General features: G+C 66.4%; 24 protein-coding genes. 15 read left to right on the top strand and 9 right to left on the bottom strand.

Annotation, left to right across the window (positions count from 1 at the left end):
* Positions 1 to 140 precede the first annotated feature (140 nt).
* The 3 genes from ACYVJ8_RS15565 to ACYVJ8_RS15555 all read left to right on the top strand — a co-directional run bounded on the left by ACYVJ8_RS15565 (position 141) and on the right by ACYVJ8_RS15555 (position 5,124).
* Positions 141 to 2,141 carry an OPT family oligopeptide transporter gene (locus ACYVJ8_RS15565; protein WP_460714056.1) on the top strand — a complete coding sequence of 667 codons (2,001 nt, stop codon included), beginning with the start codon at positions 141 to 143 and terminating at the stop codon, positions 2,139 to 2,141.
* A 575-nt stretch (positions 2,142 to 2,716) separates the two neighbouring features.
* Positions 2,717 to 4,795 carry a S9 family peptidase gene (locus ACYVJ8_RS15560; RefSeq protein WP_460714054.1) on the top strand — a complete coding sequence of 693 codons (2,079 nt, stop codon included), beginning with the start codon at positions 2,717 to 2,719 and terminating at the stop codon, positions 4,793 to 4,795.
* A 152-nt stretch (positions 4,796 to 4,947) separates the two neighbouring features.
* A complete protein-coding gene (locus ACYVJ8_RS15555) occupies positions 4,948 to 5,124 on the top strand; it encodes a hypothetical protein (RefSeq protein ID WP_460714052.1) in 177 nt (58 codons plus the stop codon).
* A gap of 22 nt (positions 5,125 to 5,146) precedes the next feature.
* Here ACYVJ8_RS15555 and ACYVJ8_RS15550 read toward each other — a convergent pair whose 3' ends face one another.
* From ACYVJ8_RS15550 to ACYVJ8_RS15530, 5 genes are all read right to left on the bottom strand, one after another.
* A complete protein-coding gene (locus ACYVJ8_RS15550; RefSeq protein WP_460714050.1) occupies positions 5,147 to 5,341 on the bottom strand; it encodes a YbdD/YjiX family protein in 195 nt (64 codons plus the stop codon).
* Positions 5,342 to 5,349: 8 nt separating this feature from the next.
* The gene (locus ACYVJ8_RS15545) at positions 5,350 to 7,422 is read right to left on the bottom strand and encodes a carbon starvation CstA family protein (protein ID WP_460714048.1); all 2,073 of its coding nucleotides are present in this window, start codon (positions 7,420 to 7,422) and stop codon (positions 5,350 to 5,352) included.
* Between the two features lie 632 nt (positions 7,423 to 8,054).
* Positions 8,055 to 9,056, bottom strand: coding sequence for a magnesium/cobalt transporter CorA (gene corA / locus ACYVJ8_RS15540; RefSeq protein ID WP_460714046.1), 1,002 nt, complete (start codon positions 9,054 to 9,056; stop codon positions 8,055 to 8,057).
* Between the two features lie 65 nt (positions 9,057 to 9,121).
* A complete protein-coding gene (locus ACYVJ8_RS15535) occupies positions 9,122 to 10,303 on the bottom strand; it encodes a lipoprotein N-acyltransferase Lnb domain-containing protein (protein ID WP_460714416.1) in 1,182 nt (393 codons plus the stop codon).
* 55 nt (positions 10,304 to 10,358) lie between these two features.
* Positions 10,359 to 11,222, bottom strand: coding sequence for an HlyC/CorC family transporter (locus ACYVJ8_RS15530; RefSeq protein WP_460714044.1), 864 nt, complete (start codon positions 11,220 to 11,222; stop codon positions 10,359 to 10,361).
* Between the two features lie 147 nt (positions 11,223 to 11,369).
* Between ACYVJ8_RS15530 and ACYVJ8_RS15525 the strand changes: the two genes are divergently transcribed.
* Entirely contained in the window at positions 11,370 to 12,017 is a 648-nt protein-coding gene (locus ACYVJ8_RS15525) for a DUF6496 domain-containing protein (protein WP_460714042.1), read from the top strand.
* Positions 12,018 to 12,115: 98 nt separating this feature from the next.
* On the opposite strand, the gene ybeY is transcribed toward ACYVJ8_RS15525, so the two are convergent.
* A complete protein-coding gene (gene ybeY / locus ACYVJ8_RS15520; RefSeq protein ID WP_460714040.1) occupies positions 12,116 to 12,598 on the bottom strand; it encodes an rRNA maturation RNase YbeY in 483 nt (160 codons plus the stop codon).
* 39 nt (positions 12,599 to 12,637) lie between these two features.
* Positions 12,638 to 13,624: a PhoH family protein gene (locus ACYVJ8_RS15515; RefSeq protein ID WP_460714038.1), complete on the bottom strand. Its 987-nt coding sequence runs from the start codon at positions 13,622 to 13,624 to the stop codon at positions 12,638 to 12,640.
* 371 nt (positions 13,625 to 13,995) lie between these two features.
* On the opposite strand from ACYVJ8_RS15515, the gene ACYVJ8_RS15510 reads away from it, so the two are divergent.
* From ACYVJ8_RS15510 to ACYVJ8_RS15495, 4 genes are read left to right on the top strand one after another with little or no spacing between them, the layout of a single operon-like run.
* Positions 13,996 to 14,715: a TetR/AcrR family transcriptional regulator gene (locus tag ACYVJ8_RS15510; protein ID WP_460714036.1), complete on the top strand. Its 720-nt coding sequence runs from the start codon at positions 13,996 to 13,998 to the stop codon at positions 14,713 to 14,715.
* On the top strand, positions 14,712 to 15,662 hold the full coding sequence (locus tag ACYVJ8_RS15505; RefSeq protein WP_460714034.1) for an HlyD family secretion protein: 951 nt from the start codon (positions 14,712 to 14,714) through the stop codon (positions 15,660 to 15,662). The genes ACYVJ8_RS15510 and ACYVJ8_RS15505 overlap by 4 nt, the downstream gene beginning before the upstream one ends.
* 41 nt (positions 15,663 to 15,703) lie before the next feature.
* Complete coding sequence (locus ACYVJ8_RS15500) at positions 15,704 to 16,633, top strand: ABC transporter ATP-binding protein (RefSeq protein ID WP_460714414.1); 930 nt, start codon at positions 15,704 to 15,706, stop codon at positions 16,631 to 16,633.
* Positions 16,630 to 17,718, top strand: a complete 1,089-nt coding sequence (locus ACYVJ8_RS15495; RefSeq protein WP_460714032.1) for an ABC transporter permease — start codon at positions 16,630 to 16,632, stop codon at positions 17,716 to 17,718. The genes ACYVJ8_RS15500 and ACYVJ8_RS15495 overlap by 4 nt, the downstream gene beginning before the upstream one ends.
* A 21-nt stretch (positions 17,719 to 17,739) precedes the next feature.
* Here the strand turns inward: ACYVJ8_RS15495 and miaB are convergent, their stop codons facing one another.
* The gene (gene miaB, locus ACYVJ8_RS15490; protein WP_460714030.1) at positions 17,740 to 19,164 is read right to left on the bottom strand and encodes a tRNA (N6-isopentenyl adenosine(37)-C2)-methylthiotransferase MiaB; all 1,425 of its coding nucleotides are present in this window, start codon (positions 19,162 to 19,164) and stop codon (positions 17,740 to 17,742) included.
* A gap of 168 nt (positions 19,165 to 19,332) precedes the next feature.
* Here miaB and ACYVJ8_RS15485 point away from each other — a divergent pair, with 168 nt between their 5' ends.
* The 6 genes from ACYVJ8_RS15485 to ACYVJ8_RS15460 all read left to right on the top strand — a co-directional run bounded on the left by ACYVJ8_RS15485 (position 19,333) and on the right by ACYVJ8_RS15460 (position 24,575).
* Positions 19,333 to 20,277 (top strand): lytic transglycosylase domain-containing protein, encoded by a 945-nt coding sequence (locus tag ACYVJ8_RS15485; protein ID WP_460714028.1) that lies wholly within the window; start codon positions 19,333 to 19,335, stop codon positions 20,275 to 20,277.
* Positions 20,278 to 20,462: 185 nt separating this feature from the next.
* A complete protein-coding gene (gene petA / locus ACYVJ8_RS15480) occupies positions 20,463 to 21,080 on the top strand; it encodes a ubiquinol-cytochrome c reductase iron-sulfur subunit (protein WP_460714026.1) in 618 nt (205 codons plus the stop codon).
* A gap of 3 nt (positions 21,081 to 21,083) precedes the next feature.
* The gene (locus ACYVJ8_RS15475) at positions 21,084 to 22,343 is read left to right on the top strand and encodes a cytochrome b (RefSeq protein WP_460714024.1); all 1,260 of its coding nucleotides are present in this window, start codon (positions 21,084 to 21,086) and stop codon (positions 22,341 to 22,343) included.
* On the top strand, positions 22,336 to 23,091 hold the full coding sequence (locus ACYVJ8_RS15470) for a cytochrome c1 (RefSeq protein WP_460714022.1): 756 nt from the start codon (positions 22,336 to 22,338) through the stop codon (positions 23,089 to 23,091). Before ACYVJ8_RS15475 ends, ACYVJ8_RS15470 begins: the two co-directional genes overlap by 8 nt.
* A gap of 241 nt (positions 23,092 to 23,332) precedes the next feature.
* The gene (locus ACYVJ8_RS15465; RefSeq protein ID WP_460714020.1) at positions 23,333 to 23,968 is read left to right on the top strand and encodes a glutathione S-transferase N-terminal domain-containing protein; all 636 of its coding nucleotides are present in this window, start codon (positions 23,333 to 23,335) and stop codon (positions 23,966 to 23,968) included.
* Positions 23,969 to 24,080: 112 nt separating this feature from the next.
* On the top strand, positions 24,081 to 24,575 hold the full coding sequence (locus ACYVJ8_RS15460) for a ClpXP protease specificity-enhancing factor (protein ID WP_460714018.1): 495 nt from the start codon (positions 24,081 to 24,083) through the stop codon (positions 24,573 to 24,575).
* Between the two features lie 9 nt (positions 24,576 to 24,584).
* Here ACYVJ8_RS15460 and ACYVJ8_RS15455 read toward each other — a convergent pair whose 3' ends face one another.
* Positions 24,585 to 24,950: a DUF3301 domain-containing protein gene (locus ACYVJ8_RS15455; protein ID WP_460714016.1), complete on the bottom strand. Its 366-nt coding sequence runs from the start codon at positions 24,948 to 24,950 to the stop codon at positions 24,585 to 24,587.
* Between the two features lie 67 nt (positions 24,951 to 25,017).
* Here ACYVJ8_RS15455 and ACYVJ8_RS15450 point away from each other — a divergent pair, with 67 nt between their 5' ends.
* Positions 25,018 to 25,809 carry an FHA domain-containing protein gene (locus ACYVJ8_RS15450; RefSeq protein WP_460714014.1) on the top strand — a complete coding sequence of 264 codons (792 nt, stop codon included), beginning with the start codon at positions 25,018 to 25,020 and terminating at the stop codon, positions 25,807 to 25,809.
* Positions 25,810 to 25,873 lie beyond the last annotated feature (64 nt).

The following is a 25,873-nucleotide window of genomic DNA, read 5'->3' as shown; positions in this document are numbered from 1 at the left end:
CATGCGGCGCCAGTGGGCAGGCGTCACTGTCACATCGGTTACCGCAGACACGCGCTGCGGCGCGTTCGGAGTCCCCGTAACCGCCATTCTCGGGGGCGCTCTGCGATACTCGCCCGACCATCCTTGGGGACCTTCCACCCGTGAGCCAACCCGACTCCCTGGCAACGCCGCGCACCGAGCTGACTCTTCGAGGCCTGATCCTCGGCGTGCTCATCACCGTGGCCTTCACCGCGGCGAACGTGTTCTTCGGCCTGAAGGCCGGCCTGACCTTCGCCACCTCGATCCCGGCCGCCGTCATCTCGATGGCCTTGCTGCGCAACTTCCGCAATTCGACGGTGCAGGAGAACAACATCGTGCAGACCGTGGCCTCGGCCGCGGGCACGCTGTCGTCGGTGATCTTCGTGCTGCCGGGCCTGATCATCATCGGTTGGTGGACGGGCTTCCCCTATTGGGTGTCGTTCGCGATCTGCGCGCTCGGCGGCATCCTCGGCGTGATGTATTCGATCCCCTTGCGCCGCGCGCTGGTGACCAATTCCGAGCTGCCGTATCCGGAAGGCGTGGCTTGTGCCGAGGTGCTGAAGGTCGGCAGCCCGGGCGCGGAAGGCACGGCGCACGGCGCCGAGGAAAGCCGTGCGGGCCTGCTCGCGGTGATCTGGGGCGCGATCGTCGCCGGCGTGTTCGCGGTGGTCGTGGCTACGCGCGTGTTCGCCAGCGACGTGGCCAGTTATTTCCGTGTCGGCGATCGCGGCGGCGTCACCGGTTTCGATTTCGCGTTATCGATGGCGCTGTTCGCGGTCGGCCATCTCGTCGGCCTTTGGGTCGGCATCGCGATGTTGCTGGGCGCGGTGATCGGTTGGGGCTGGGGTGTTCCGCACTTCTCCGAATTGATGGCGGCGGGCGGCGCGGCAAGCGGCGCCGCGGCCGATTTCGCCCAGCAGACCTGGAGCCAGCAGGTGCGCTTCGTGGGTGCCGGCACGATCGGCGTTGCCGCGGTCTGGACGCTGAGCAAGCTGGTGAAGCCGGTGATCAGTGGGCTCGCTTCGGCCATGGCCGCGGCGAAGGTGCGTGCGGCGGGCAACATGGCGTCGCTGCCGCGCACGGAGCACGACATCCCGATCGGTGTCGTCGGCATGGTGATGGTGGCGTGCTTCATTCCGCTGGCCTTCCTGCTGGTGCACTTCGGCAACGAAACGGGGCTGGGCGCGCACATGTCGTCGCTGGTGATCGGCGGCCTGATCTACATCGTGGTGATGAGCTTCCTGGTTTCCACGGTGTGCGGTTACATGGCGGGCCTGATCGGCTCCTCCAACAGCCCGCTCTCCGGCATCGGCATCCTGGTCGTCATCGGCGCCGCGCTGCTGCTCGTGTTCGGCATCAAGCCGCTGCTCGAGCCGGGCCATGAGAAGGGCTTGGTCGCCTTTGCTCTGCTGGTCACTGCGGTGGTGTTCACGGTCGCTGCGATCGCCAACAACAATCTGCAGGATCTCAAGACCGGCCAGCTGGTCGATGCGACGCCGTCGAAGCAGCAGTGGGCGCTGGTCATCGGTGTGATCGCCGGTGCGGCGATCATTCCGGTGATCCTGGACATCGTGAACAAGGCCTATGGCTTCACGGGTGCGCCGGGCGTCGATCCCAAGGTCGCGTTGGCCGCGCCGCAGGCGGGCCTGATCTCGGCGCTCGCGCAGGGCGTGATCGAGAGGAACATCGATTGGAGCCTGATCTTGATCGGCGCCGGCATCGGCGTCGTTTTGATCGTTCTCGACGAGGTGCTGCGCCGTACGACCAAGGGCGCGCACCTGTCGCCGCTGGCCGTCGGCCTGGGCATCTATCTGCCGACGTCGGCGACGCTGATGGTGGTGGTCGGTTCGATCGTCGGCTGGATCTACGACAAGCGCGCGGAGCGCAGCGCCAATCCGGAGTCGGCCAAGCAGCTCGGCGTCCTGCTCGCCTCTGGCTTGATCGTCGGCGAGGGCCTGGTGGGCGTGGCGATCGCCGCCATCGTTGCCTTCAACGTCTTCCCGCTGGCCATTGTCGGCGACGACTTCGCCGGGCCGGCCAAGTGGATCGGCGGCATTGCCTTCGTCGCCGCGGTATTCGCCCTGTACCGCTGGGTCGAGGGGATGGCGCGCCGCAATCCCTGAACGCGTAAGCGTCGTGCATGCATCCCCGCGGGGCAGGCGGCGCCGGTGCGCTCTGCGTGACACGCCGTGAATCCGTCCATGGAGGCTTGTCGGCTGCATCCATGCCGCCGACAGTCACGCAGAGCGCACCGGCACCGCCTGCCCTCCCACACATCGCTGGCGCATCTACGAAGAAGCAGGCAGCGAGCTGCGCTCGCCTCCCCTCATCTGCCCTTCGGGCATCTTCTCCCCGCACGCGGGGAGAAGAAGACGCGCATGGGCCGAAGCGGCGACCGTCACGCTCGCGCTTAGCGCTGCCCGCCGGGATGGGGGTGGCGGAGAGCGGACCATGGATGGTCCGCGGCCCGACTAAAGGCAGGACTGCCGTCCGGAGGGTCGCAGCCACCCCCATCCCGGCGGGTAGCGCGTCCCGCCGAAGCCGGCAGCTTCTAAAGCAGACAAGCCCCGCCTTCGCGGGGATGACGAGCAAAAGCATCCGCTGACTTTGCGGCTCCGGCCCTGTGACTGCCGGCCTTTGCGGCAGACAGGGCCCGGCGCCTACCATCGGGACCTTCGTTAGTTCGTCCGGAGTCCCGATGACCCTGCGCCACGCTGTCCTGCCGCTACTCCTCGCGGCGGCCCTGCCTTCGTTCGATGCGGCCGCCGCCCCGCGCGGCTTCGAGGTGCGCGACCTCGCCACGCTGGATCGCGTGTCTGCGCCCTCGCTCTCACCCAATGGCCGCCAGCTGGTATTCGCCAAGCGCGTCGTCGATTTCGCCGCCAACAAGTCGGCGACTTCGCTGTGGATCGAGGACCTGTTCGCGCGCGATGCCGCGCCGCCCAAGCGCCTGACGCCCGAAGGCTGGAACGTCAATTCGCCCAGCTTCTCCCGCGACGGCGCCAGCGTGTATTTCCTCAGCGCGAAGTCGGGCTCGATGCAGCTGTACTCGATTCCGCTGCGCGGCGGCGATCCGGTTCGCCTCACTGATTTTCCCGGCGACCTCGGCAGCTACAAGTTCTCGCCGGACGGCAAGCGCCTCGCCTTCAGCACCGACGCCTTCGTCGATTGCGGCAACGATCTGACCTGCAGCCCGAAGCGGATGGACGAGCGCGGCAAACAGAAGAACACCGGCGTGCTCTTCGACCGCATGTTCATTCGCCACTGGGATACCTGGAACGACGGCCGCCTGAATCGCGTCTTCGTCGCCGACATGGGCGCTGACAAGACGATGCCGAAGACCGCGACGCTGATCGGCGCCGACGTAATCGGCGATGTGCCCTCCAAGCCTTTCGGCGATGAGAGCGAATACCAGTGGTCGCCCGACGGCAAACAGCTCGTGCTCAGCGCGCGCAAGGCCGACCACGAAGAGCCGTGGTCGACCAACTTCGATCTGTACCTGGTCAACGCCGACGGCAGCGGCGCGGCGAAGAACCTCACCGCGGCGAACCCGGCCTGGGACACGACGCCGGTGTTCAGTGCCGACGGCAAGACGCTCTACTACCGCGCGATGAAGCGTCCCGGTTTCGAAGCCGACCGCTTCGCGCTGATGGTGATGGATCTGGCTTCCGGCAAGGCGCGCGAGATCGCGTCGCGCTGGGATGCTTCGGCCAATGGCATCACGCTCTCGGCCGACGGCAAGCACATCTACACCACGGCGCAGGAACTCGGCCAGGATCCGTTGTTCTCGGTCTCGATCGCGAACGGTGAAGTGACCAACGTGTCCGGGCCGCAGGGCTCGGTGTCGGCGTTCGCGTTGGCCGGGCCGACGCTCGCTTTCACGCGCGGCTCGCTCAAGAGCGGCGACCAGGTGTTCGTTACCAGCCCCGACGGAAAGGCGCCGCAGCGCGCGATCACCCCGAGCGCGGGTGAAATGCTCCCCGACGTGCGCTTCGGCGACTTCGAGCAATTCAAGTTCGCCGGCTGGAACAACGAAGTCGTGCACGGCTACGTGGTCAAGCCGTGGAATTACCAGGAGGGCAAGAAGTATCCGGTCGCGTTCCTGATCCATGGTGGCCCGCAGGGCAGCTTCGGCAACGGCTGGAGCTACCGCTGGAACCCGCAGACCTACGCCGGCCAGGGCTATGCGGTCGTGATGATCGACTTCCACGGTTCCACCGGTTACGGCCAGAAGTTCACCGACGCGATCAGCCAGCACTGGGGCGATCGCCCGCTGGAAGACCTGCAGAAGGGCTGGGCCGCGGCACAGAAGCAGTTCGCCTTCCTCGACGGCGACAAGGCCTGCGCGCTGGGTGCCAGCTACGGCGGCTTCATGGTCAACTGGATCGCCGGCAACTGGAACGCGCCGTGGAAGTGCCTGGTGAGCCATGACGGCGTGTTCGAGAACCAGGCCATGGGTTATGCGACCGAAGAGCTGTGGTTCAGCGAATGGGAAAACGGCGGCACGCCGTTCCAGAATCCGCAGGGCTACCAGAAGTTCAATCCGGCCAATCACGTCGACCAGTTCCGCGTGCCGATGTTGGTGATCCATGGGCAGCAGGACTTCCGCATTCCGGCGGAGCAGGGCATCGCGTTGTTCAGCGCCTTGCAGCGCAAGGGTGTCGAATCGAAGTTCCTCTACTTCCCCGACGAAAACCATTGGGTGCTCAAGCCGCAGAACTCCGTGCAGTGGCACGACACGGTCAATGCCTGGCTGAAGCAGCACATCGGGCAATAAGAACCTGAAGCGGTCAGGAAAGGGCGGGGTCGACGACTCCGCCCTTTTTCTTTGGACCTCCGGACCAGGCGGATAGGTTCGGTCTGACCCCCTTGATTCCGGCCAGGTCTTTGGGCGTATGCTCGCGCCGGGGACCATCGCAGGGGACCACGATGACGGACGATTTCCGCAAACCGCCGGAGCCGTACCGGGGGCCGGAACGCCGCAAGAGCGGCGAACGGCGGCAAGGCCATGACCGGCGCGAGATGATTCGCTTCGAGCTGGACAAGAACGACCGCCGCAGCGGCAAGGACCGCCGCAAGCGCAACGGCTGGGACAACGTCCGCTAGCCTCGCAGCATCTCAGCGGCCCTCAGCAGCAGCGCGAACGCCCCTTGCCATAGCGGGCGGACATGCGCTCGCGGAAAAAGGTTTCGCGATCCATCGGCGCGTGCTGCGGATGTCGCTCGCGCATATGGGCGACATACGCGTCGTAATCTGGAATGCCGATCGCCAGCCGCGCCGCCTGCGCGGCATTGGCCCAAATGTCGCGCAGCAGCGATGTCATGCCGGCGCTCACGACGCCGGCCTCGTCGCGACGCTGTCGATCGCCACGTATTCGCTTTCGCGGGTCGTCGGCATATGCGCGCGTCGCGCCGCCAGGGCGGCGCGGGTACCGAAAAACACCGTCGACAGCACCACCACGATGAACAAGGCGCACAGCACCGTGTCGACGTGGTAGTTGAACACCAGCCGCTGCATCTCCTCGATCGATTTCGCCGGGGCCACGACTTCGCCGCGCGCGATCGCATCGCTGAACTTGCGCGCGCTGGCCAGGAAGCCGATCTTCGGATCGTCGTGGAAGATCTTCTGCGCGCTGGCGGTGAGCGTGCACAGCAGCAGCCACGCCGTCGGCAGCAGCGGGATCCACAAATACTTCTCGCGCTTCATCTTCACCATCACCACGCAGCAGAAGACCAGCGCGATACCGGCCAGCATCTGGTTGGCGATGCCGAACAGCGGCCACAAGGTGTTGATGCCGCCGAGCGGGTCGACGACGCCCTGATAGAGAAACCAACCCCAGCCCGCCACCGCGAGAGCGGTGCATAGCACGTTGGCGAACCAGTTTTCGGTCTGCGCCAGGGTCGGATGCGCCATGCCGAGCAGATCCTGGATCATGAAGCGGGCCACGCGCGTTCCCGCATCCAGAGTGGTGAGGATGAACAACGCCTCGAACAGGATCGCGTAGTGGTACCAGAACGCCATCATCCCGCCGCCGCCGGCGATGCCGTGCAGGATCTGCGCCATGCCCACCGCGAGCGAGGGCGCGCCGCCGGTACGCGACAGCAGGGTTTCCTCGCCGATGTCCTTCGCGGTCGCGGCCAGCACGTCGGGCGTGATCACGAAGCCCCAGTTGGAAATGGCCGCGGCCGCCGAATCGACCGTCGATCCGATCAGCGACGCGGGGGCGTTCATCGCGAAGTAGACGCCCGGCTGCAGCACGCACGCAGCGACCAGCGCCATCACCGCGACGAAGGCTTCCATCAGCATGCCGCCGTAACCGATCGGCTGGAGGTGGGCTTCGCTGGCGAGCATCTTCGGCGTCGTACCGGAGCTGATCAACGCGTGGAATCCGGAGACGGCGCCGCAGGCGATGGTGATGAAGAGGAAGGGGAATAGTTTTCCGGCGAACACCGGTCCGGTGCCGTCGATGAAGCGCGAGACCGCCGGCATCTGCAGGTCCGGCATCGCGACGAAGATCGCGATGGCTAGCAGCAGCACCGTGCCGATCTTGAGGAAGGTGCTCAGGTAATCGCGCGGCGCCAGCAGCAGCCACACCGGCAGCACCGACGCGACGAAGCCGTAGCCGATCAGCAGCCATGCGAGCGTGGTCGCCTGCAGACGGAACAGCGACGACCACTGCGGATCGGCCGCGACCTTGCCGCCAACCCAGATCGTGAGCAGCAGCAGCGCCAGGCCGACGATCGACACTTCGAGGATTCGGCCCGGCCGGAAGAAGCGCAGGTACAGGCCCATCAACACGGCGATGGGAATGGTCATCGCCACGGTGAACGTGCCCCACGGACTCTGCGCGAGAGCCTTCACCACGACCAGCGCCAGCACTGCCAGCAGGATGACCATGATGAAGAGGATGCCGACCATCGCGGTGAGGCCGGCGGCGCTGCCCATCTCGGCGCGGATCATTTCGCCCAGCGAGCGGCCGTCGCGTCGCGTCGAGAAGAACAGGACGAGCATGTCCTGCACCGCACCTGCGAAAACGACGCCGGCAAGAATCCACAGCGTGCCGGGCAGATAACCCATCTGCGCCGCGAGCACCGGCCCCACCAGCGGCCCCGCGCCCGCGATCGCGGCGAAGTGGTGGCCGAAGAGGACGCTGCGATCGGTCGGGACGTAATCGAGTCCGTCGTTGCGCCGCCAGGCCGGGGTGGCGCGCGTCGGGTCGATCCCCAGCGCCGAGCGGGCGATGTAGCGTCCGTAGAAGCGGTAGGCGATAGCGAACACGGAAATCGCTGCGGCGACCAACCACATCGCACTGATGGTCTCGCCCCGGTGCAGGGCCAGCGTACCCAGGCTCGCGACCGCGACCACGGTCAGCGCTAGCCACACGATCCAGGAAAAGCGATGCATTGACGTCCCTCCGGCGAAGCCCGAAGCGTCTCGCGGGCGCCGGTTTAGGTCAATCGGGTGTCGGCTTCGGTGGGACGCGCTGCCCGATGGGGTGCGTAAAGCGTCGGCTTCGGTGGGACACGCTGCCCGATGGGGTGCGTAAAGCGTCGGTTTCGTTGGGACGCGCTGCCCGATGGGGTGCGTAAAGCGTCGGTTTCGTTGGGACGCGCTACCCGATGCGATGGGGGTGCTCCGCCCCTCCGGACGGCATCCCTGCCTTTAGTCGGGGCCGCGGACCATCCTGGTCCGCTCTCCGCACCCCCATCCCATCGGGCAGCGCTTACCGCGAGCGTTGTGATCGCCGCTTCGGCGTCAATGCCCTTCTTCTCCCCGCGCGCGGGGAGAAGATGCCCGAAGGGCAGATGAGGGGAGCGAGCGTAGCGAGTTGCTTTCGCTTTTTTGCCAACGCGCGTCCGAGATGTGTGGAGGGCAGGCGGTGCTGGTGGGTAGGCGCGACTGTCAGCGGCATGGATGCCGCTGACCAAGCCTCCATGGATGGATTCACGGCGTGTCGTGACTACCCACCGGCGCCGACTGCCCGTCCGGCACACGACAAGACACGTGCTTCTAGGAACGTTGGCCGACGAGCTAATTCAGAGCCACTTAGCCCGCTTGAACATCGCGTACAACACGCCGCAGGTCACGATCACAACACCGATGAGGATCCAGTAGCTGTACCGCCCAGCTAGCTCAGGCATGTGCGTGAAGTTCATGCCATACCAGCTCGCGATCAGCGTCGGCGCCGCCAACAGCGCAGCCCACGCACCCAGCCGCTTCACCGTTTCGCCCTGCTGCACCGTGACCAGCGAGAGATTCACCGTCATTGCCGCAGTGAGCATCTCGCGCAAAGTGTCGGTGCTCTCGTTGAGGCGCACGGTGTGATCGTGCACGTCGCGGAAGTACAACTGGATCTCCTCGTCGATCAGCCCACTGCGCACACGCGCCAGCTGCCCGAGGATGTCCTGCAGCGGCGCGACCGCCATGCGCAGACGCGTCAACTCGCGCTTGAGGTCGTACAGCTTGTGCACCGTGTCCTTGCGGAAATCGCCGGCGAAGATGTCCTGCTCCAGTTCGTTGAGCTCCTGGCTGAATTCGTCGACGATGGGCAGGTAATTGTCGGCGATCATGTCCAGGATCGCGTACAGCCCGGCGCTCGGTCCATGCGCGAGCATCTCCGGTTCGCGCTCCATTCGCGCGCGGGCCGGTGCGTAACTGCTCGACGCGCCATGGCGCACCGTCACCAGATAGCGCGGCCCGATGAAGACGTGGGTTTCGCCGAAGCGAATGTGGGTGTCGACCTTCTGCGCGGTGTGGAGCGCGATGAACAGCGACTTGCCGTAGGTCTCGATCTTGGGCCGCTGGTGCGCGTTGTGCGCATCCTCGATGGCGAGATCGTGCAGGCAGAACTCCTCCTGCAGCTTGTCGAGAATGCCTTCATCCGGTTCGTACAAACCCACCCAGACGAAACTGCCATCGTCATGGGCCAGCACGTCGCTGATCGCATCGAGGCTGATATCGCGTCGCTGCCCGTCGTGGCCATAGACCACGCAGTTGACGACACATTGCGGCAGATTCGGATCCTTCATGCGCGGCATCGTGCGCCCTGGCGGCGATCCCGCGCAACCGGCCTGGCGTAACGCGACCGCAACGGATCGTGCCGTCAGCTGCGGTTGCGTCGGGCGAACGCCCAGGCCATCGCCACATGCACCGGCAGCAGCAGCGCGATCCAGTGCATGTTGGCCTGCGGCTGCGCGCTGACCCAGCGCACCAGCAATCCGGCAACCGCACACAAAGCGATCACGACCGTGAACCGCACCGCCCAGCGACCGGGCGCGCGTCCGCGCAACATCCGCCACGCCCCCGGCAGCGCCAGCCAGGCGAGCGGGTTGAGCAGGAACAGATTGTGGTTCGCCCAAGCCATGACATGCGCAGTGCCGAACCACAGGAACAGCAACAGCGCACCGATCGCACCCGACAACAACCACAGCGGCAGCGCGATCGCGCCGACCGCACGCGGGCTGCGCCTGCCGAGCCAGGTAATGGCGATGCCTATTGCGATCCCCCACAGACCCCAGATCCACCAGCGCAGCGCGTGCGCCACCGGCTCCGGTGCGATGCGATGCGGCAGGATCTCGGTGCGTCCCGTGACCAGCGGCCGGCCGGCGTTGTCCTTGGCTTCGGTCAGGATGTCCGCCAGGCGCCGCGGCACGAAGGCCTGCTGCCACAGCGTCATCGGCTCGTCCGCGGCCGGTCCCAGGCCGATGTCGAAGCCCAGCCACATCCAGGGCGCGGGCGACGCGAGGCGCAGCGCCTCGTCGCGCCAGCTCAGGCCCTGCGAGCGGCCCTCGACCTGACGGCGCAGGCCGCCCTGCAACGCCCGATCGACGGCATCGCGTACGCGCGTGGAGCAATTGTCCTTGAAGTAGTCGTAGCGGTAGTGCGCGTTCTCGGGGCGCGCGTTCTCGGCCAGTGCCGCCGCGACCTCGTTCGCCTGCGACGCATCCAGGTCGAGCCACAGCACGCCGACACCGCGGCCTTCCTCGCGATACAACCCCAGGTCGTCCGCATACGGCACGGCGGCGAGGCGGTAACGCATGTCGCCGCGGACGAAGCGCGACACGAAGTCCGGCTCGCTCGGGTCGAAGAAGCCGAAGTTGTACGAGATCCCTTCGCCGGTCGCCGGATCGACGACCAGCACCGAGTCGTGCCCGAATCGCTCCCAGAAAATTTCGCCGGGCTGCATCACCATGATGCCGATGCGCGGCGTGACGGGTGCAGTCTGCGCTTGTGCGAAGGCCACCAGCGGCAGCAGCGCTAGCAGGCACAGCATCAGTCCAAGCATCCGCTGGATCGTACGACTCACCCTTCCGCGTCCGGGCGGGAAGGGGATGGTGGTGTCACGCATCGTTGAGCACGTCCACGTGGAAGGCATGGATGCGGCGCACGTCCGCCGAGGCGACGCGGAATACGAAGCGTCCCAGCGACAACTCCTCGCCAGCTTCCGGCAGATGGCCGATAGCCGCGGTCACCAGGCCGCCGATGGTGTCGTACTCGTCGTCGTCGAAGTCGGCATCGAAGCGTTCGTTGAAGTCGGAGATCGGCGTCAGCGCATCGACCACGAACAGGCCGTCGGCCTGGGCACGCATCAGCGCCTGCGGGTCTTCGGCCTCGTCATGCTCGTCGTCGATGTCGCCGACGATCTGTTCGAGCACGTCTTCGATCGTGACCAGGCCGGCGACGCCGCCGTGCTCGTCGATGACGATCGCCATGTGATTGCGCGACTGGCGGAACTCGCGCAGCAGCACGTTGAGGCGCTTGGATTCGGGGATCAGCACGGCCGGTCGCAGCAGGGCGTGGATGCTGCCGGGGCCGTTGTCGGCGACTACGCCGCGCAGCAGGTCCTTGGCCAGCAGGATGCCGAGGATCTCGTCCTTCTCCTCGCCGTGGACCGGGAAGCGCGAATGGCCGGACTCGACCACGCGCTTCATCAGTGCCAGCAAGGGCTCATCGGCGGGCAGGGCGACCATCTGGGCGCGCGGGATCATCACGTCGCCGACGGTCAGGTCGGAAACGGCGATCGCGCCTTCCATCATCCGCAGCGTATCGGCGGCAATCAGGCCGTCGGCCTGGGCATCGCGCAGCAGCTCGACCAGGTCTTCGCGGGTGCTGGGCTCGCCGGAGAGCATCGTGCTGATGCGTTCCAACCAGCCGCGGCGACGCTCTTGGTGCTCCTGCGGGGTACTACTGTCGTCCTCGGACATGGGGTTTCGGCAACGCCCGGGGGGTGGGCGGACCGGGAAAGTCTAGCGCGGAAGCCCGGATGTGGCGGTTTCGGCGGCCGGAAGGTTCACAGGCGCATGGCGGGCGCCTGCCGATAATCGGGCCGGACTCAGGCGGAGGACCGCGAGATGCCCGAGAAAAGCACCCTCAGGCGCGCCCGCCAGGACAAGCGCGAGGGCAAGGCGCCCAGCACCCAGGCCGGCGAGTTCGTCCACGAAGAGATCGAGCACATCCGCGAAGGCAAGCATGGCGCGCGCTCGGCCAAGCAGGCGATCGCCATCGGCCTGTCGAAGGCGCGGCGTGCAGGCGTGGACCTGCCGCCGCCGAAGAAGGGGCAGGCCTCCGAGGAAACCCGGCGCAAGGCGCAGCACGACACCGAGGCCGGCGCGAAGAAAGCGCGCAAGACCGCGACCCGTAAGGTAGCCAAGAAGGGCGCCGCTAAGACGGCAGCACGCAAGACCACGAAGAAGGCGGCGTCCAAGCGGACGACGGCCAGTGCGAGCAAGCGCAAGGCGACGTCGGCGACTCGCTCGCGGGCGACGAAGAAGGCGCTCAAGCGCGAGGGGCGGGCGGCGGCGAGTACGACGGCACTGTCGCGGCAGGCGAAGTCGGCGGCGCGTAAGCGCACCGCGAGCGAACGCTCCACGGCGGCGAAGAAGGCCGCGCGCACGAAGGGAGCGGAGGGCCGCTCCGAAGCCGCTAAGAAGGCGGCACGGACGCGCGCGCGCCACGAGAGCGGGCGGCGCCGGCATAACGGTGCGACTGCGCACGCCTAGCGCGTTTTACTCTTGATCGTCGGGTATCCGGGCGGGCAGCGCGTCTCGCCGAAGACGGCGTGGCTCGCTCGCACCCAGCGTGCTTATCGATGCTCGCCTCAGGCGATGACGTAAGGATCCTCGATCCCCATGCCCGCCAGAATCTCGCGCTCCAACTGCTCCATGCAGATCGCGTCGGCTTCGTTCTCGTGATCCCAGCCGAGCAGATGCAGGGCGCCGTGCACGGTCAGGTGCGCGTAGTGCTCGACCAGCCGCTTCTTCTGCTCCTTGGCCTCGCGCGCCACCACCGGCGCGCAGATGACCAGATCGCCGAGCAGCGGCAGCTTCACGCCCTTGGGCAGGCCGTCCGGCAGTTCCGCGGGAAAGCTCAGCACATTGGTCGCATAGTCCTTGCCGCGGAAGTGGCGGTTGAGCGCGCGCGCTTCCTTGGTGCCGACGATGCGGATGGCCAGGTCGGCCTCGCGAATGCGGTTTTCCAGGGCGGCGGCCACCCATTTGCGGAAGCTCACCGCCGACGGCACACCGGGGCGTGGAACCGCGTAGCTGACGCTGACATCGAGACGAACCGGGCCGACGGTCATGCGGATAGTCCTTGATAGAGGGTGGAAGGAACCGTTGGCTCAGGAAGCCGGCCCGGTTTGCGCGTCCGCTGAGTCGCGCGCGTCGTAGGCGTTGACGATACGCGCGACCAGCGGGTGGCGGACCACGTCGCGCGATTCGAAGAAAGTAAAGCTGATCCCGTTGACGTTACGCAGCACCTCCAGCGCGTCCTTGAGCCCCGACTTCTGGTGCTTGGGCAGGTCGATCTGGGTCATGTCGCCGGTCACCACGGCCGTGCTGCCGAAGCCGATGCGGGTCAGGAACATCTTCATCTGCTCGATCGTGGTGTTTTGCGCTTCGTCGAGAATCACATAGGCGTCGTTAAGCGTGCGTCCGCGCATGTACGCGAGCGGCGCGATCTCGATGACGTTCTTCTCGAGCAGCTTGACCACTTTTTCCACGCCCAGCATCTCGTACAACGCGTCGTAGAGCGGGCGCAGGTAAGGGTCCACCTTCTGAGTGAGGTCGCCGGGCAGGAAACCCAGCTTCTCGCCGGCTTCCACCGCCGGCCGCACCAGGATCAGCCGCTGCACCCGCGCCTCGTTGAGCGCTTCCACCGCCATGGCCACGGCGAGGAAGGTCTTGCCGGTGCCGGCCGGGCCGATGCCGAAGTTGATGTCGTGCATCGCGATGGCGTGCAGGTATCGGGCCTGATTGGCGCCGCGCGCGCGCAAGGTGCCGCGCTTGACGCGGATCACCACTTCCTGCGGTTCGATGTCGTTGGCGACGGTCTCGTCCGCTTCGCACTCGGTGAGGTGCAGATGGATGTCGGGTTCGGTCAGGGTGTTGTTGGCCGCTTCGTTCCACAGTTCGCGCAGCAGCTTCTCCGTCTTGTGCACTGACGCTTCCGGGCCGTCCACGCGAAAGACGTTGCCGCGGTTGGCGATTTCCACGCCCAGGCGCAGCTCGATCATGCGCAGATGGCTGTCGAAGGGGCCGCTGAGGTTGGCCAGGCGCTCGGCCTCGGCGGGGTCGAGGGCGAATTCGGAAATGGTGCGGGCAGGCATCAGGGCTGTCTTCGTGACGGTGCGCCTCGGTAGAAGCGAAAGCTTGCGCCTGCGCCGGCCGTTTGCAAAGCCGATGGGCTCGGCAGGATGTCGTGCGGTGGTGCGATGGTGTGCACGGAACGAGTCGGATAGAGCGGGCCGGATGGCCCCCACATCATCCTTTTCTGCGTGATTGTCTTGTGTATGACGGGCATCGCCGAGTGCGCGCGCAGCTGCTTCTTCGATCGCCTCTAACAGCCGTCCGCGAGCGACGCCGCCGGTAGCCTTTAGCTCGCTGGGGACCTCGCGAACCGGCCCGGCTCCCCGCATTCGTCGACCGCTCGTCGGAGCGCGCTTGAAAAATAATTGATCATTGAATTAATTTAAGCTGCATGAGCAACGACCGCCAAAAACCGCAGAAATCCATGGGCAAGGCCGAATCCGCCCCCCCGCGGGGCAGCCGCAAGCGCACCCCCGGCCGGCCGGCCGCGGACGGTCCGGACCTGCGCTCCCGCCTGCTGGATGCCGCGATCACCTGCGCCGTCCACCAGGGCGTCGCCGCGACCTCGCTGCGCGCCATCGCGACCGAAGCCCAGGTGACTCCCGCCTTGCTGCACTACTACTTCGGCGACAAGGACCAGCTCGTCGCCGCCCTCGTGCAAGAGCGGCTGATGCCCGCCTTCGCGGTAGTGCGCGAAGCCATCACTGCGGGCGACGGCGACATCGCGGCGCTGGTCGCCGGCTTCGTTCGCGGCATGGCCGAGACGATCTCGCGGCATCCGTGGCTGCCCGCGCTGTGGGTTCGCGAAGTGCTGTGCGAAGGCGGCGCATTGCGCGAGGTGGTGTTCAACCACATGGCGCCGATGCCCGTGCTGCTGTCCCAACGCTTCGCAGCCGCGCAGGCGCAAGGGCAGATCAACCCGGACCTGGACCCGCGTCTGCTGGTCATCTCGCTGGTCGGTTTGACCCTGTTCCCCGCGGCCGGCGCGCCGATCTGGCAGCGCATCTTCGATGCCCGCGACATCGACGCCGCCGCACTGCGCGACCACGCCATCGCATTGCTCGATCGCGGGCTGGCCTTGCCCGCTTCCACGCTCAAGGAGTCGTCATGATCCGCCAACGAACCCTCCTCGCCGCGATGATGCTCGCCTCGCTCGCTGCGTGCGGAACGGATGCCCCACAGGCCCTGGGGACCCTGGAATACGACCGCATCTCGCTGCCGGCGCCCGCGGCCGAGCGCATCGTCGAGATCAACGTGCGCGAAGGCCAGCAGGTCAGTGCCGGCCAGTCGCTGCTGAAGCTGGAAGCGGCGCGCACCGAGTCGGCCACCGTCGCCGCACGGCAGGAAGCGCAGCGTCGGCGCGAAGCCCTGCAGGAAATGGAAGCGGGCGCGCGCAGCGAAACCCTCATGCAGGCCCGCGCGGAACTGGCGGCGGCGCAAGCGCAGGCGCGCGACGCCCGCGCCTACTACGCGCGCGTGCAGCCACTGGGCGCGCGCAAATTGATCGCGGCGTCCGAAGTCGATCGCGCCCGCGCCGCCGCCAACAGTTCCGATGCGCAGGCGCGCGCCGCGCGCGCGGCTTTGCTGGAACTCGAGCACGGCACGCGCCGCGAGCAGATCGCCCAGGGCGAAGCCGCGGTGCGCGCCGCCGAAGCCCAGGCCAGCGCGCAGCAGGTGACGCTGGAGAAACTCAATGTCGTCGCGCCGCGCGCAGGCCGCGTCGACAGCCTGCCGTACCGGCTCGGCGATCAGGCGCCGGTCGGCGCGCCGCTCGCGGTCATGCTGGTTGGAGGGTCGCCTTATGCACGCGTGTACGTGCCGGAACCGATTCGCGCGAACGTGAAGGTGGGGCAGGGTGCGCGGATCTTCGTCGAAGGCCGCGAGCAGGCGATCCCCGGCAAGGTGCGGATGATCCGCAACGACCCCAGTTTCACCCCGTACTACGCGCTGATCGGCGAGGACGCCGCGCGGCTGAGTTACCTCGCAGAAGTGCAGTTGGATCCGGCGGCCGGCGAGCTGCCCGCCGGGCTGCCCGTGCGCGTCGAGTTCGAGCGATGAACACCAACAGCGCTCCCGCTCCCGCCCGCGAAGCCCTCGCGATAGAAGCGCGCGGCGTGACCAAGCGCTTCGGCCAACTGGTCGCCGTCGATCACGTGAACCTGAGCGTGCCCAAGGCGCACGTCTACGGCTTCCTCGGGCCGAACGGCTCGGGCAAGACCACGACGATCCGCATGCTGTGCGGCCTGCTCGCCCCGACCGAGGGCGAGATCGAAGTGTTGGGGCTGCGCATCCCCGCGCAATCGGAAGAACTGCGGCGGCGCATCGGCTACATGACGCAGAAGTTCTCGCTGTTCGAAGATCTGAGCGTGCGCGAAAACCTCGAATTCCTCGCCGCGGTGCAGGCCATTCCGAAGGCCGAGGCCAACCGCCGCATCGACGAGCTGCTGGTGCGCTATCACTTCGAGGACCGGCAGAAGCAACTCGCCGGCACCATGAGCGGCGGGCAGAAGCAACGGCTGGCATTGGCCGGTGCGGTGATCCACAACCCGGAGCTGCTGTTTCTCGACGAACCCACCAGCGCGGTGGACCCGGAATCGCGCCGCGACTTCTGGGAGAAACTCTTCGAACTGGCCGACGGCGGTACGACGCTGCTGGTGTCCACGCACTACATGGACGAAGCCGAGCGCTGTCATCGTCTCGCCATTCTCGATCGTGGCGTATTGGTGGCCGACGGCACGCCGCAAGGGCTGGCCGACGAACTGCGCGGGCGCACGCTCGCCGTGCATGCGCAGCAGCCGCGGCGCTCGCGCAGCGTGCTGCTCGAACAGCCCGGCGTACTCAGTGTCGCCCAGGTCGGCAACACTTTGCGCGTACTGACGCAGAGCGACGGCGACGTCGCCGCGCGGCTCGATCGCGCGCTGAGCAGCGCCGGCTTGCAGGCGACGGTCGAGGCCGCGGAACCCAACCTCGAAGACGTCTTCGTCGCAGCCACCCGGGGCCGCGAACAAGCCACGGAGCGTGCCGCATGAACTGGCGCCGTCTCTTCGCGATCGTGCTCAAGGAACTGCGGCAGATGCGCCGCGACCGGATCACGCTGGCCATGATCATCGGGATTCCGGTGATGCAGCTGGTCCTGTTCGGCTATGCCATCAACCTCAACCTGCGTGGGTTGTCCACGGGCATCGCCGACCAGGCCGGCACCAGCGCGTCGCGCGCGCTGATCATGGATATGGTCGCCACCGGCGTTATCGCACCGACCGCCGAGGCGACGACGCCGTCCGCGCTGATGGACATGCTGCGGCGGGGCGAGATCAGCCTGGGCGTCGTGATCCCGCACGATTTCGAGCGCCGCCGCGCCGAAGGCCGCGAAGCCGTGCAGGTGCTGGTCGACGGCAGCGACACGACCGTGCAGAGCGCCGCGATCCAGCTGGCGCAGATGCCTCTGGAAAGCACCGCTTACAGCGTGACCAAGGTGCAGCCGATCAACGTCGTGTCGTTCTACAACCCACAGCGCCGCTCGGCGGTGAACATCGTGCCGGGGCTGATCGGCGTGATCCTCACCATGACCATGGTGCTGTTCACCGGCGTCGCCATCGTGCGCGAGCGCGAGCGCGGCAATATGGAGCTGCTGATCGCCACGCCGCTCAGCCGCAGCGAACTGATGGTGGGCAAGGTGCTGCCGTACGCCGTCATCGGCCTGATACAGACCACGGTGGTGCTCCTGCTGGGGCTGTGGCTGTTCGACGTGCCGGTGCGCGGCAGTCTGATCGACGTCTACCTGGCTGCCGTGCTGCTGATCTTCGCCAACCTCACGCTCGGCCTGATGATCTCCACCAAGGCGGCCTCGCAGTTCCAGGCGATGCAGATGACATTCTTCGTGTTCCTGCCGTCGATCCTGCTGTCGGGGTTCATGTTCCCTTTCGCCGGAATGCCGAAGGTGATCCAGTGGATCGCGGAGGTCCTGCCGCTGACGCATTTCCTCCGCCTCATCCGCGGGGTCATGCTGCGCGGCGCGAGCCTGTTCGAGCTGTGGCCCGATGTGCTCGCGCTGATCGCGTTCACCACCGTGATGATGACGCTGGCGATCAATCGGTTCCGCAAGCGGTTGGATTGAGCCGCAGGCCTCGAGCGAAAGTTACGCCACGTCCGCCATCGCCACGCGCCCGCGCAGCGAATTCGACATCGCTTCGGTGATCACCACGTCGACGAACTGACCGACCAGGCGCGGGTGGCCGGGGAAGTTCACCGAACGCATGTTCTCGGTCTTGCCGGTGAGCTCGTTTGGATTCTTCTTCGACGGGCCTTCGACCAGTACCTTCTGCACGCTGCCGACCATGGTGTCGCTGATCTCGCGCGCCTTGGCGTTGATGGTGGCCTGCAGGCGCGACAGGCGCGCGTGCTTCTCTTCGCTGCCGACCGTGTCTTCCAGGTCCGCGGCCGGCGTGCCGGGGCGGCGCGAATAGATGAAGGAGAAGGATTGGTCGAAGCCTACGTCCTCGATGAGCTTCATGGTCTTCTCGAAGTCGGCATCGCTTTCGCCCGGGAAGCCGACGATGAAGTCGGAGGAGATCGAAATGTCCGGCCGCACTGCGCGCAGCTTGCGGATCTTCTGCTTGAACTCCAGCGCGGTGTAGCCGCGCTTCATCGCCGCGAGCACACGGTCGCTGCCCGCCTGCACCGGCAGGTGCAGGAAGCTGGCGAGCTTGGGCACGTCGCGATAGGCCTCGACCAGCGAGTCGGAGAACTCCAGCGGGTGCGAGGTGGTGAAACGGATGCGGCCGATGCCGTCGATTTCGGCGACGGCGCGGATCAGCAGGCCGAGGTCGGCGATCTCACCGGTCGGCTGGCCGTCGTCGCCCATGATCGGGCCGCGATAGGCATTAACGTTCTGGCCGAGCAGGGTGACTTCGCGCACGCCCTGCGCGGCGAGGTCGGCGACTTCGACCAGCACGTCCTCGAACGGGCGGCTGATTTCCTCGCCGCGGGTATAGGGCACCACGCAGAACGAGCAGTACTTGCTGCAGCCTTCCATGATCGAGACGAAGGCGGACGGTCCTTCCGCGCGCGGCTCGGGCAGGCGGTCGAACTTTTCGATCTCGGGGAAGCTGATGTCGACCTGCGGCTGGCCGGTTTCGCGCTTGGCCTGGATCAGCTCGGGCAGGCGATGCAGGGTCTGCGGTCCGAACACGAGATCGACGAAGGGCGCGCGCTTGATGATCGCTTCGCCTTCCTGCGAGGCCACGCAGCCGCCGACGCCGATCACGACGGACTTGCCGCCCTGCTTGAGTTGCTTCCAGCGGCCGAGCTGGCTGAAGACCTTCTCCTGCGCCTTCTCGCGGATCGAGCAGGTGTTGATCAGGATGACGTCGGCTTCTTCAACGTTCGTGGTCAGTTCGAGCCCATCGCTGGCGGCGAGGACGTCGGCCATCTTGGCCGAGTCGTACTCGTTCATCTGGCACCCGTGGGTCTCGATGAAGAGCTTGCCCGTCTTGCCCTTGGGCGCGGTCGGGACGAGGGAGGCGGGGGAGATCGCCTCTGCGGCGAGGGTCGGGTCGGTCATGGCGTTCGGTAGTCCGGGAGGGCGGCGGTTAGTCCGCGCCGGGGCGCGCATTGTAGCGGGCGGCCGCGGGCCCGGCTCGATGCGGGCCTGGCCTAACTGCGATCGGGGTCGCGTTCATACAAATCAAAGACTTGTAAAGCATTTGGATTGGAGGGATAGTCCGCCGCTATGAAGGGGGCATGGGGAATTCTGGTCGCTGCGTGCGCGCTGGCTTCGACGCCGGCGTGGGCGGGCTCGCTTTACCGCTGCGATACCCCCGATGGCACCCGTGCTTACGCCAGCAAGCGCGTGCCCGGCGCCAAATGCACGGTGATCAGCTACCACGCCGACAAGTCCCGTGCTGTGCCGGCCGCCCCCGCGCCGACCGCCGCCGCTCCGGCTGCGAATGTCGGCAGCGCGACGCCGTCGATGGACGTAACCGGTTCGCCTGCCACGCTCGCCACCGCCGGCGCGAAGCCGCTGGGTTCGGAAACGGGCATGAAAGCCCGCTTCCTGCGCATGGGCTCGACGGTGACCTACTCGTACATCGATGCCAACGGCGTGCGCAATTACAGCAATCGCCGGCCGAACGGCGTCGCCAACGTCAAGATGACCCGGGTCGAGTTCCCGATCTTCCAGATCGAAAACTGCTACGCCTGCGGCGCCTTGCCGGGCGTGAACTTCGGCAAGATCCGGCTCAACACGTCGGCGTACAGCTCGGAGATTTCCAGCGCGTCCGCGCAGTACGGCGTGGAGGAGGCGATCGTCCGCGCGATCATCCATGCCGAGTCGTCCTACAACCCCGGCGCGCTGTCGCGGGTCGGCGCACAGGGGCTGATGCAGCTGATGCCGGCGACGGCACGCCGCTTCGGCGTGAGCAACGCCTTCGATCCGGGGCAGAACATCCGCGGCGGCGTGCAGTACCTGGGCTGGCTGCTGAAGCGGTTCAACGGCGATCTCAAGCTCGCGGCCGCCGGCTACAACGCGGGCGAGGGCGCGGTCGCCAAGTACAAGGGCGTGCCGCCCTACGCGGAGACCCAGCGCTACGTGCAGCGGGTCGCCCAGCTGGCCGACCGCTACCGCGCCGTGGGCAGCACCGTCGCTTCCGCCGGGGCTGGCGCGGGTTCGCGCTGAGCCGTGGCCCGTCGGAGCGGCCGTTTCACGGCCGGTCCTGAGTAGCTCATCGCAGTTCGCTCCGGTTTCGCCGGATTGTCGTGCGATTCACCCTTCCGTTACACTTCGCCGTCTTTTTAGCCGCGAGCCGCCGCCAGTGGCGGCGATCGCGTGAACTTCGTTTTTCAAGCTTTGCGGAGTGCCGGATGGCCAACCAAGGGGACAGCCCCGTCAACCAGGGCCGCCGCCGTTTCCTGACCGCGACTACTGCCGTGGTCGGCGCAGTCGGGGCGGGATTTGCGGCGGTACCGTTCATCAAGTCGTGGAATCCGAGTGCCCGAGCCAAGCTCGCCGGCGCTCCGGTGACCGCTGATATCACCGGCCTGGAGGAAGGGCAGCGCCTGATCCTCGAGTGGCGCGGTCAGCCGATCTGGATCGTCAAGCGCTCCAAGGCGATCCTGGCCGCGCTGCCGACGCTCGACGGCCGCCTGCGCGATCCGAAGTCGGATAACGCGGATCAGCAGCCCGAATACATCAAGAAGGCCAACCCGGAGTTGCGCTCGCTGAAGCCGGAGATCTCCGTGCTCGTCGGCCTGTGCACCCACCTGGGCTGCTCGCCGGAACTGAAGGCGGAAATCCGCCCGGAGCCGTTCGATCCGGAGTGGAAGGGCGGTTACTTCTGCCCCTGCCACAAGTCGCGTTTCGACATGGCAGGCCGCGTGTTCCAGGGCGTGCCGGCGCCGACCAATCTCAAGGTTCCGCCGCACTACTACGAAAACGACACCACCATCATCATCGGTGTCGACCCGAAGGGAGCCGCGTAAGCCATGGCTAGCATTTTCACCCGTACCGCCCATGGCGTATGGAACTGGGTCAACGAGCGCGCGCCGGCGATGATGCCGGTGTACCGCAAGCACATGACCGAGTACTACGCGCCGAAGAACTTCAACATCTGGTACTACTTCGGTTCGCTCGCGCTGCTGGCGCTGGTCAACCAGATCGTGACCGGCATCTTCCTCACGATGCACTTCAAGCCGAGCGCGACGGAAGCCTTCGCCTCGGTCGAGTACATCATGCGCGACGTCGAGTGGGGCTGGCTGATCCGGTACATGCATTCGACCGGTGCCTCGCTGTTCTTCATCGTCGTCTACATCCACATGTTCCGCGGCCTGATGTACGGCTCGTACAAGAAGCCGCGCGAGCTGGTGTGGATCCTCGGCATGCTCATCTACCTCGTGCTGATGGCCGAAGCCTTCATGGGCTACGTGCTGCCGTGGGGCCAGATGTCGTTCTGGGGCGCGAAGGTGATCATCTCGCTGTTCGGCGCCATTCCGGTCATCGGCAACGGCCTGACCGAGTGGATCATGGGCGACTACCTGCCGTCCGATGCCACGCTCAACCGCTTCTTCGCCCTGCACGTCATCGCGCTGCCGCTGGTGCTGCTGCTGCTGGTCGTGCTGCACCTGGGCGCGCTGCATGAAGTGGGTTCGAACAACCCGGACGGCGTCGAGATCAAGTACGGTCCCAAGGGCAACCGCTGGGATGCGACCAAGCCGGCCGACGGCATTCCCTTCCACCCGTACTACACGGTGAAGGATCTGTTCGGCGTCGGCTTCTTCCTGATCATCGCGGCGTTCATCATCTTCTTCGCCCCGGCGTTCAATGGCTGGTTCCTCGAGCACGACAACTTCACCGAGGCCAACCGCCTGGTGACCCCGGAGCACATCAAGCCGGTGTGGTACTACACGCCGTACTACGCGATGCTGCGCGTCATCCCGCACAAGCTGTCCGGCGTGCTGGTGATGTTCGGTGCGATCTCGATCCTGTTCCTGGTGCCGTGGCTGGACCGCGCCAAGGTCAAGTCGGTGCGTTACCGCGGCTGGATCACCAAGGCCATGCTCGCGCTGCTCGCCGTGTGCTTCGTGTGGCTGGGCAAGATCGGCGCCGGCCCGGGTACCGATCCGGTCGAAACCATCATCGGCCGCGTGCTGACCTTCCTGTATTTCGCTTTCTTCATCACCATGCCGATCTGGACCAAGATCGACAAAACCAAGCCGGTGCCGGAACGGGTGACGATGCATGACTAAGAAGAATTTCGTCCGCGCCCTGGCCGGTTTCGCCGCGGGCCTGCTGGTTTCGGCTTCCGCCTTCGCCAACGAGGGCGGCAACCTGCTGCACTCGGGCACCGACCTGGGCGATCGCGCATCGCTGCAGCGCGGCGCCGCGCTGTACATGAACTACTGCTCCGGCTGCCATTCGCTCAAGTACCTGCGCTACTCGCGCATGGGCGAGGACCTGGGCCTGTCGGAAGAAGAGGTGATGCAGAACCTCAACTTCACCGGCGCCAAGTTCGGCGAGCAGGTCCAGGTCAGCCTCAACGAGGACGACGCCAAGAAGTGGTTCGGCAAGATGCCGCCGGATCTGAGCCTGATCGCGCGCGTGCGCGGCAGCGACTGGATCTATACGTATCTGAAGTCGTTCTACCTCGACGAGTCGCGCCCGCTGGGCTGGAACAACAAGCTGTTCCCGAACGCCTCGATGCCCAACCCCTTGTGGCAGATGCAGGGCTTGCAGCACGCCGAATACGGCGAGGCCGACAAGGTCACCGGCGACCGTCCGGTGCATGCCCTGAAGATCGCCACGCCGGGCACGCAGACGCCGGAGCAGTTCGACCAGTCGGTCCGCGACATCACCACCTTCCTCGAATACGCCGGTGAGCCGGCGGCGCTGAAGCGCGAGAAGCTGGGCGTGTGGGTCGTGCTGTTCCTGGCCTTCTTTACTCTGCTGGCGTATCTGCTGAAGCACGAGTACTGGAAGGACGTGCACCACCACTGACGTTCGACCTGACGCCCGGCCTAGTGCCGGGCGTTTCGTTTGTGGCGCCCGGCCGTGCGCCGGGCGTGGCCCGGCCGCAACGCCGGGCGTTTTACTGTGGCCCCCGGGGGGCGACTTTTTTTGGCAGTAACGCTAGTCTCGGGAACCTGAGCGACCGACCGCAGGGGGCGGGCGGCGCCATGACCGGCCGAGGCCAAGCACGGCGAGGTGCCGGTCGAACCGGATGCAGGAGCAATCGATGATGGCGGCTAGTCCACGTATGCGTAATGCCCTGACCTTGTTCTCGTCCACCGACTGCGTGCTGTGTCACCGCGTGCGGCTGGTGCTGGCGGCCAAGGGCGTCACCTACGACCTCATTCCAGTCGATCCGCAGAGTCCGCCGGAAGATCTGGTCGATCTCAATCCGTACCACTCGGTGCCCACCCTGGTCGAGCGCGATCTCGTGCTCTATGCGGCCAGCGTGGTCAGCGAATACCTCGACGAGCGCTATCCGCATCCGCCGCTGATGCCGGTGGATCCGCTGTCGCGCGCGCGCCTGCGTCTGGCCATGCTGCGCCTGGAACACGACTGGGTCCCGCAGGTCCAGGCGATCCAGCTCGGTAACAAGGTGCAGGCCGAAGCCGGCCGCAAGCGGCTGAAGGAGCTGCTCACCGCCTCGGTGCCGCTGTTCAAGGCCAGCAAGTTCTTCCTCAATCCCGAGATGAGCCTGGCGGACTGCGCCATGGCGCCGATCATCTGGCGCCTGCCGTCGCTGGGCGTGCCGTTGCCGAAGGACGGCAAGGTCATCGAAGACTACGGCAACCGCATCTTCCGCAACCCCGGTTTCACCCGCAGCCTGACGGACGTCGAGCGCAAGCTCCGCGACATTCCCGCCTGAGGCGGCGGTAGCGAAAGGGCCCGGAAATTCGGGCCGACAACAAAGACGAAGGGCCCGGATTTCCGGGCCCTTTGGCATGCAGGGCGTGCGCGCACGGCGCTACACTGACACCATGAGCGAAGACAGCACCACCATGACCAGCCATCGCCCGTATTTGCTGCGGGCGTTGTACGAGTGGATTGCCGACAACGGCATGACACCGCACCTGCTGGTCGATGCGACGCGACCGCACGTCCAGGTCCCGGCGCACGCGGTCAAGGACGGCCGCATCGTCCTCAACGTGGCCGAGCGCGCTGTCGCCGGGCTGCAGATGACCAACGAAGTGATCCGCTTCAGCGCCCGCTTCGGCGGCGTGAGCCATGCGGTCTCCGTGCCGGTCTCGGCCGTGCTGGCGATCTATGCGCGCGAGACGGGGCAGGGCATGGCGCTGCCCGAAGAATCGCTGGCCGCCTCGGAGGAAGAGGCCGAGATCGAAATCGAATCCGAAGACGAAGCCGCGCCGCACGCGCCCTTGACCGTAGTGCCGGACGACGGTGCGCCGGACGACGGCGACGAGCCGCCGACGCCTACGCCGCGTCGCAGTGGGCACCTGCGTATCGTGAAGTGACGGAAGCAATCAGGGCTGTTTGTCGTCATCAGCCGCCCGCGCGGCATTCATGTAAAGGGTCGAACCGACCTCCCTATGGGCGGGACCACTGAAGGACACCAGCCGGTCCCCCCGCAACACCAGCCGCCCGATATGCCGGTCTTCACCGTCATGCGAATAGTCGAAGCGGAACGTGCGCTCGAAACCCAGCCAACCGCTTTCCATGCGGCACAGGCGCAGGCCGATCGCGTGCACGCTTTGGTCGAGCCACTGCACGCCCGCGATGCGACAGGCGTCACGGCCCAGGATTTCTGCTCGTTCAGCGGCCGCGCGGCTGTCGTTCCAGAACGCGAACGCCATCGCAGACACGATCATCAGGATGATTAGAGTCAGCATCGTTCCAAAGTAGTGGCGCTGAATGCGCGCCACAAGTCTACGTCCGCTGGGGAGGGGCGACGTGCCGATGAAACTGGTTTTTCCAGGTGGGGAGCACCCGCAGGTCCTGCTGGGGCCGGGTGTCAACAAGGTCGGTTCCGATCCGGGTTCGAATATCGTGCTGGACACGCCGGGCGTGCTGCCGCAGCACTGCCAGCTGCACGTCAGCGCGAGCGGCGTGATGCTGGAAGTGCCCGCGGGTACCACCGTCAGCGTCAACGGTCGCCATGTTGACGGACTGATCGCACTGCGTCCCGGCGACAGCGTGACCTTCGATCACGTGCTGGCGCGGCTTGCCGCCGTCGATGCCGTGGCGCCCCGCAGCGCGAACAGCGCCGCAGTCGGGTACCCGCATGCCGCCAACGACGATCCCGGCGTGACCGCGGTGCGCCAGATCGTGCCCATGTACGTGCTGCGCGGCCTCACCGGCGGCGCGTTCGGCCGCAGCTATCCGCTGCAGGGGCCGGTCACCATCGGCCGCTCGCCGGAGTGCGATATCCATATCAATGATCTGGGCCTGTCGCGCGTCCATGCGCGGTTGGTGCCGGGCGAAGACGGTGTGGTCATCGAAGACTTGTCTGCGACCAACGGCACCTTCATCAACGATCGTCGGGTGATCAAGGAAAGGGCCCGCAAGGGCGACGAAATCGGCTTCGACAAGCTGCGCTTCCGCCTGTCCGGCGCTGCCGGCCAGGAGCCCGTGCACATCGCAGCGACCAAGGCTCCGCAAAACACTTCGCGCAGCGGGGGCAAGTGGCTGTGGATCGGCCTGATCGTCGCGGTCGCGGCGGCCGTCATCACGATCGTATTGAGCAACTGATGTAACGGCGCGGGCCGTGGACGACAGCGGCTAAATAAAAGGCAGGCCGATGGCCTGCCTTTTT

Source organism: Lysobacter terrae, assembly GCF_054782215.1.
This window is presented reverse-complemented; position numbering and strand designations above follow the sequence as displayed.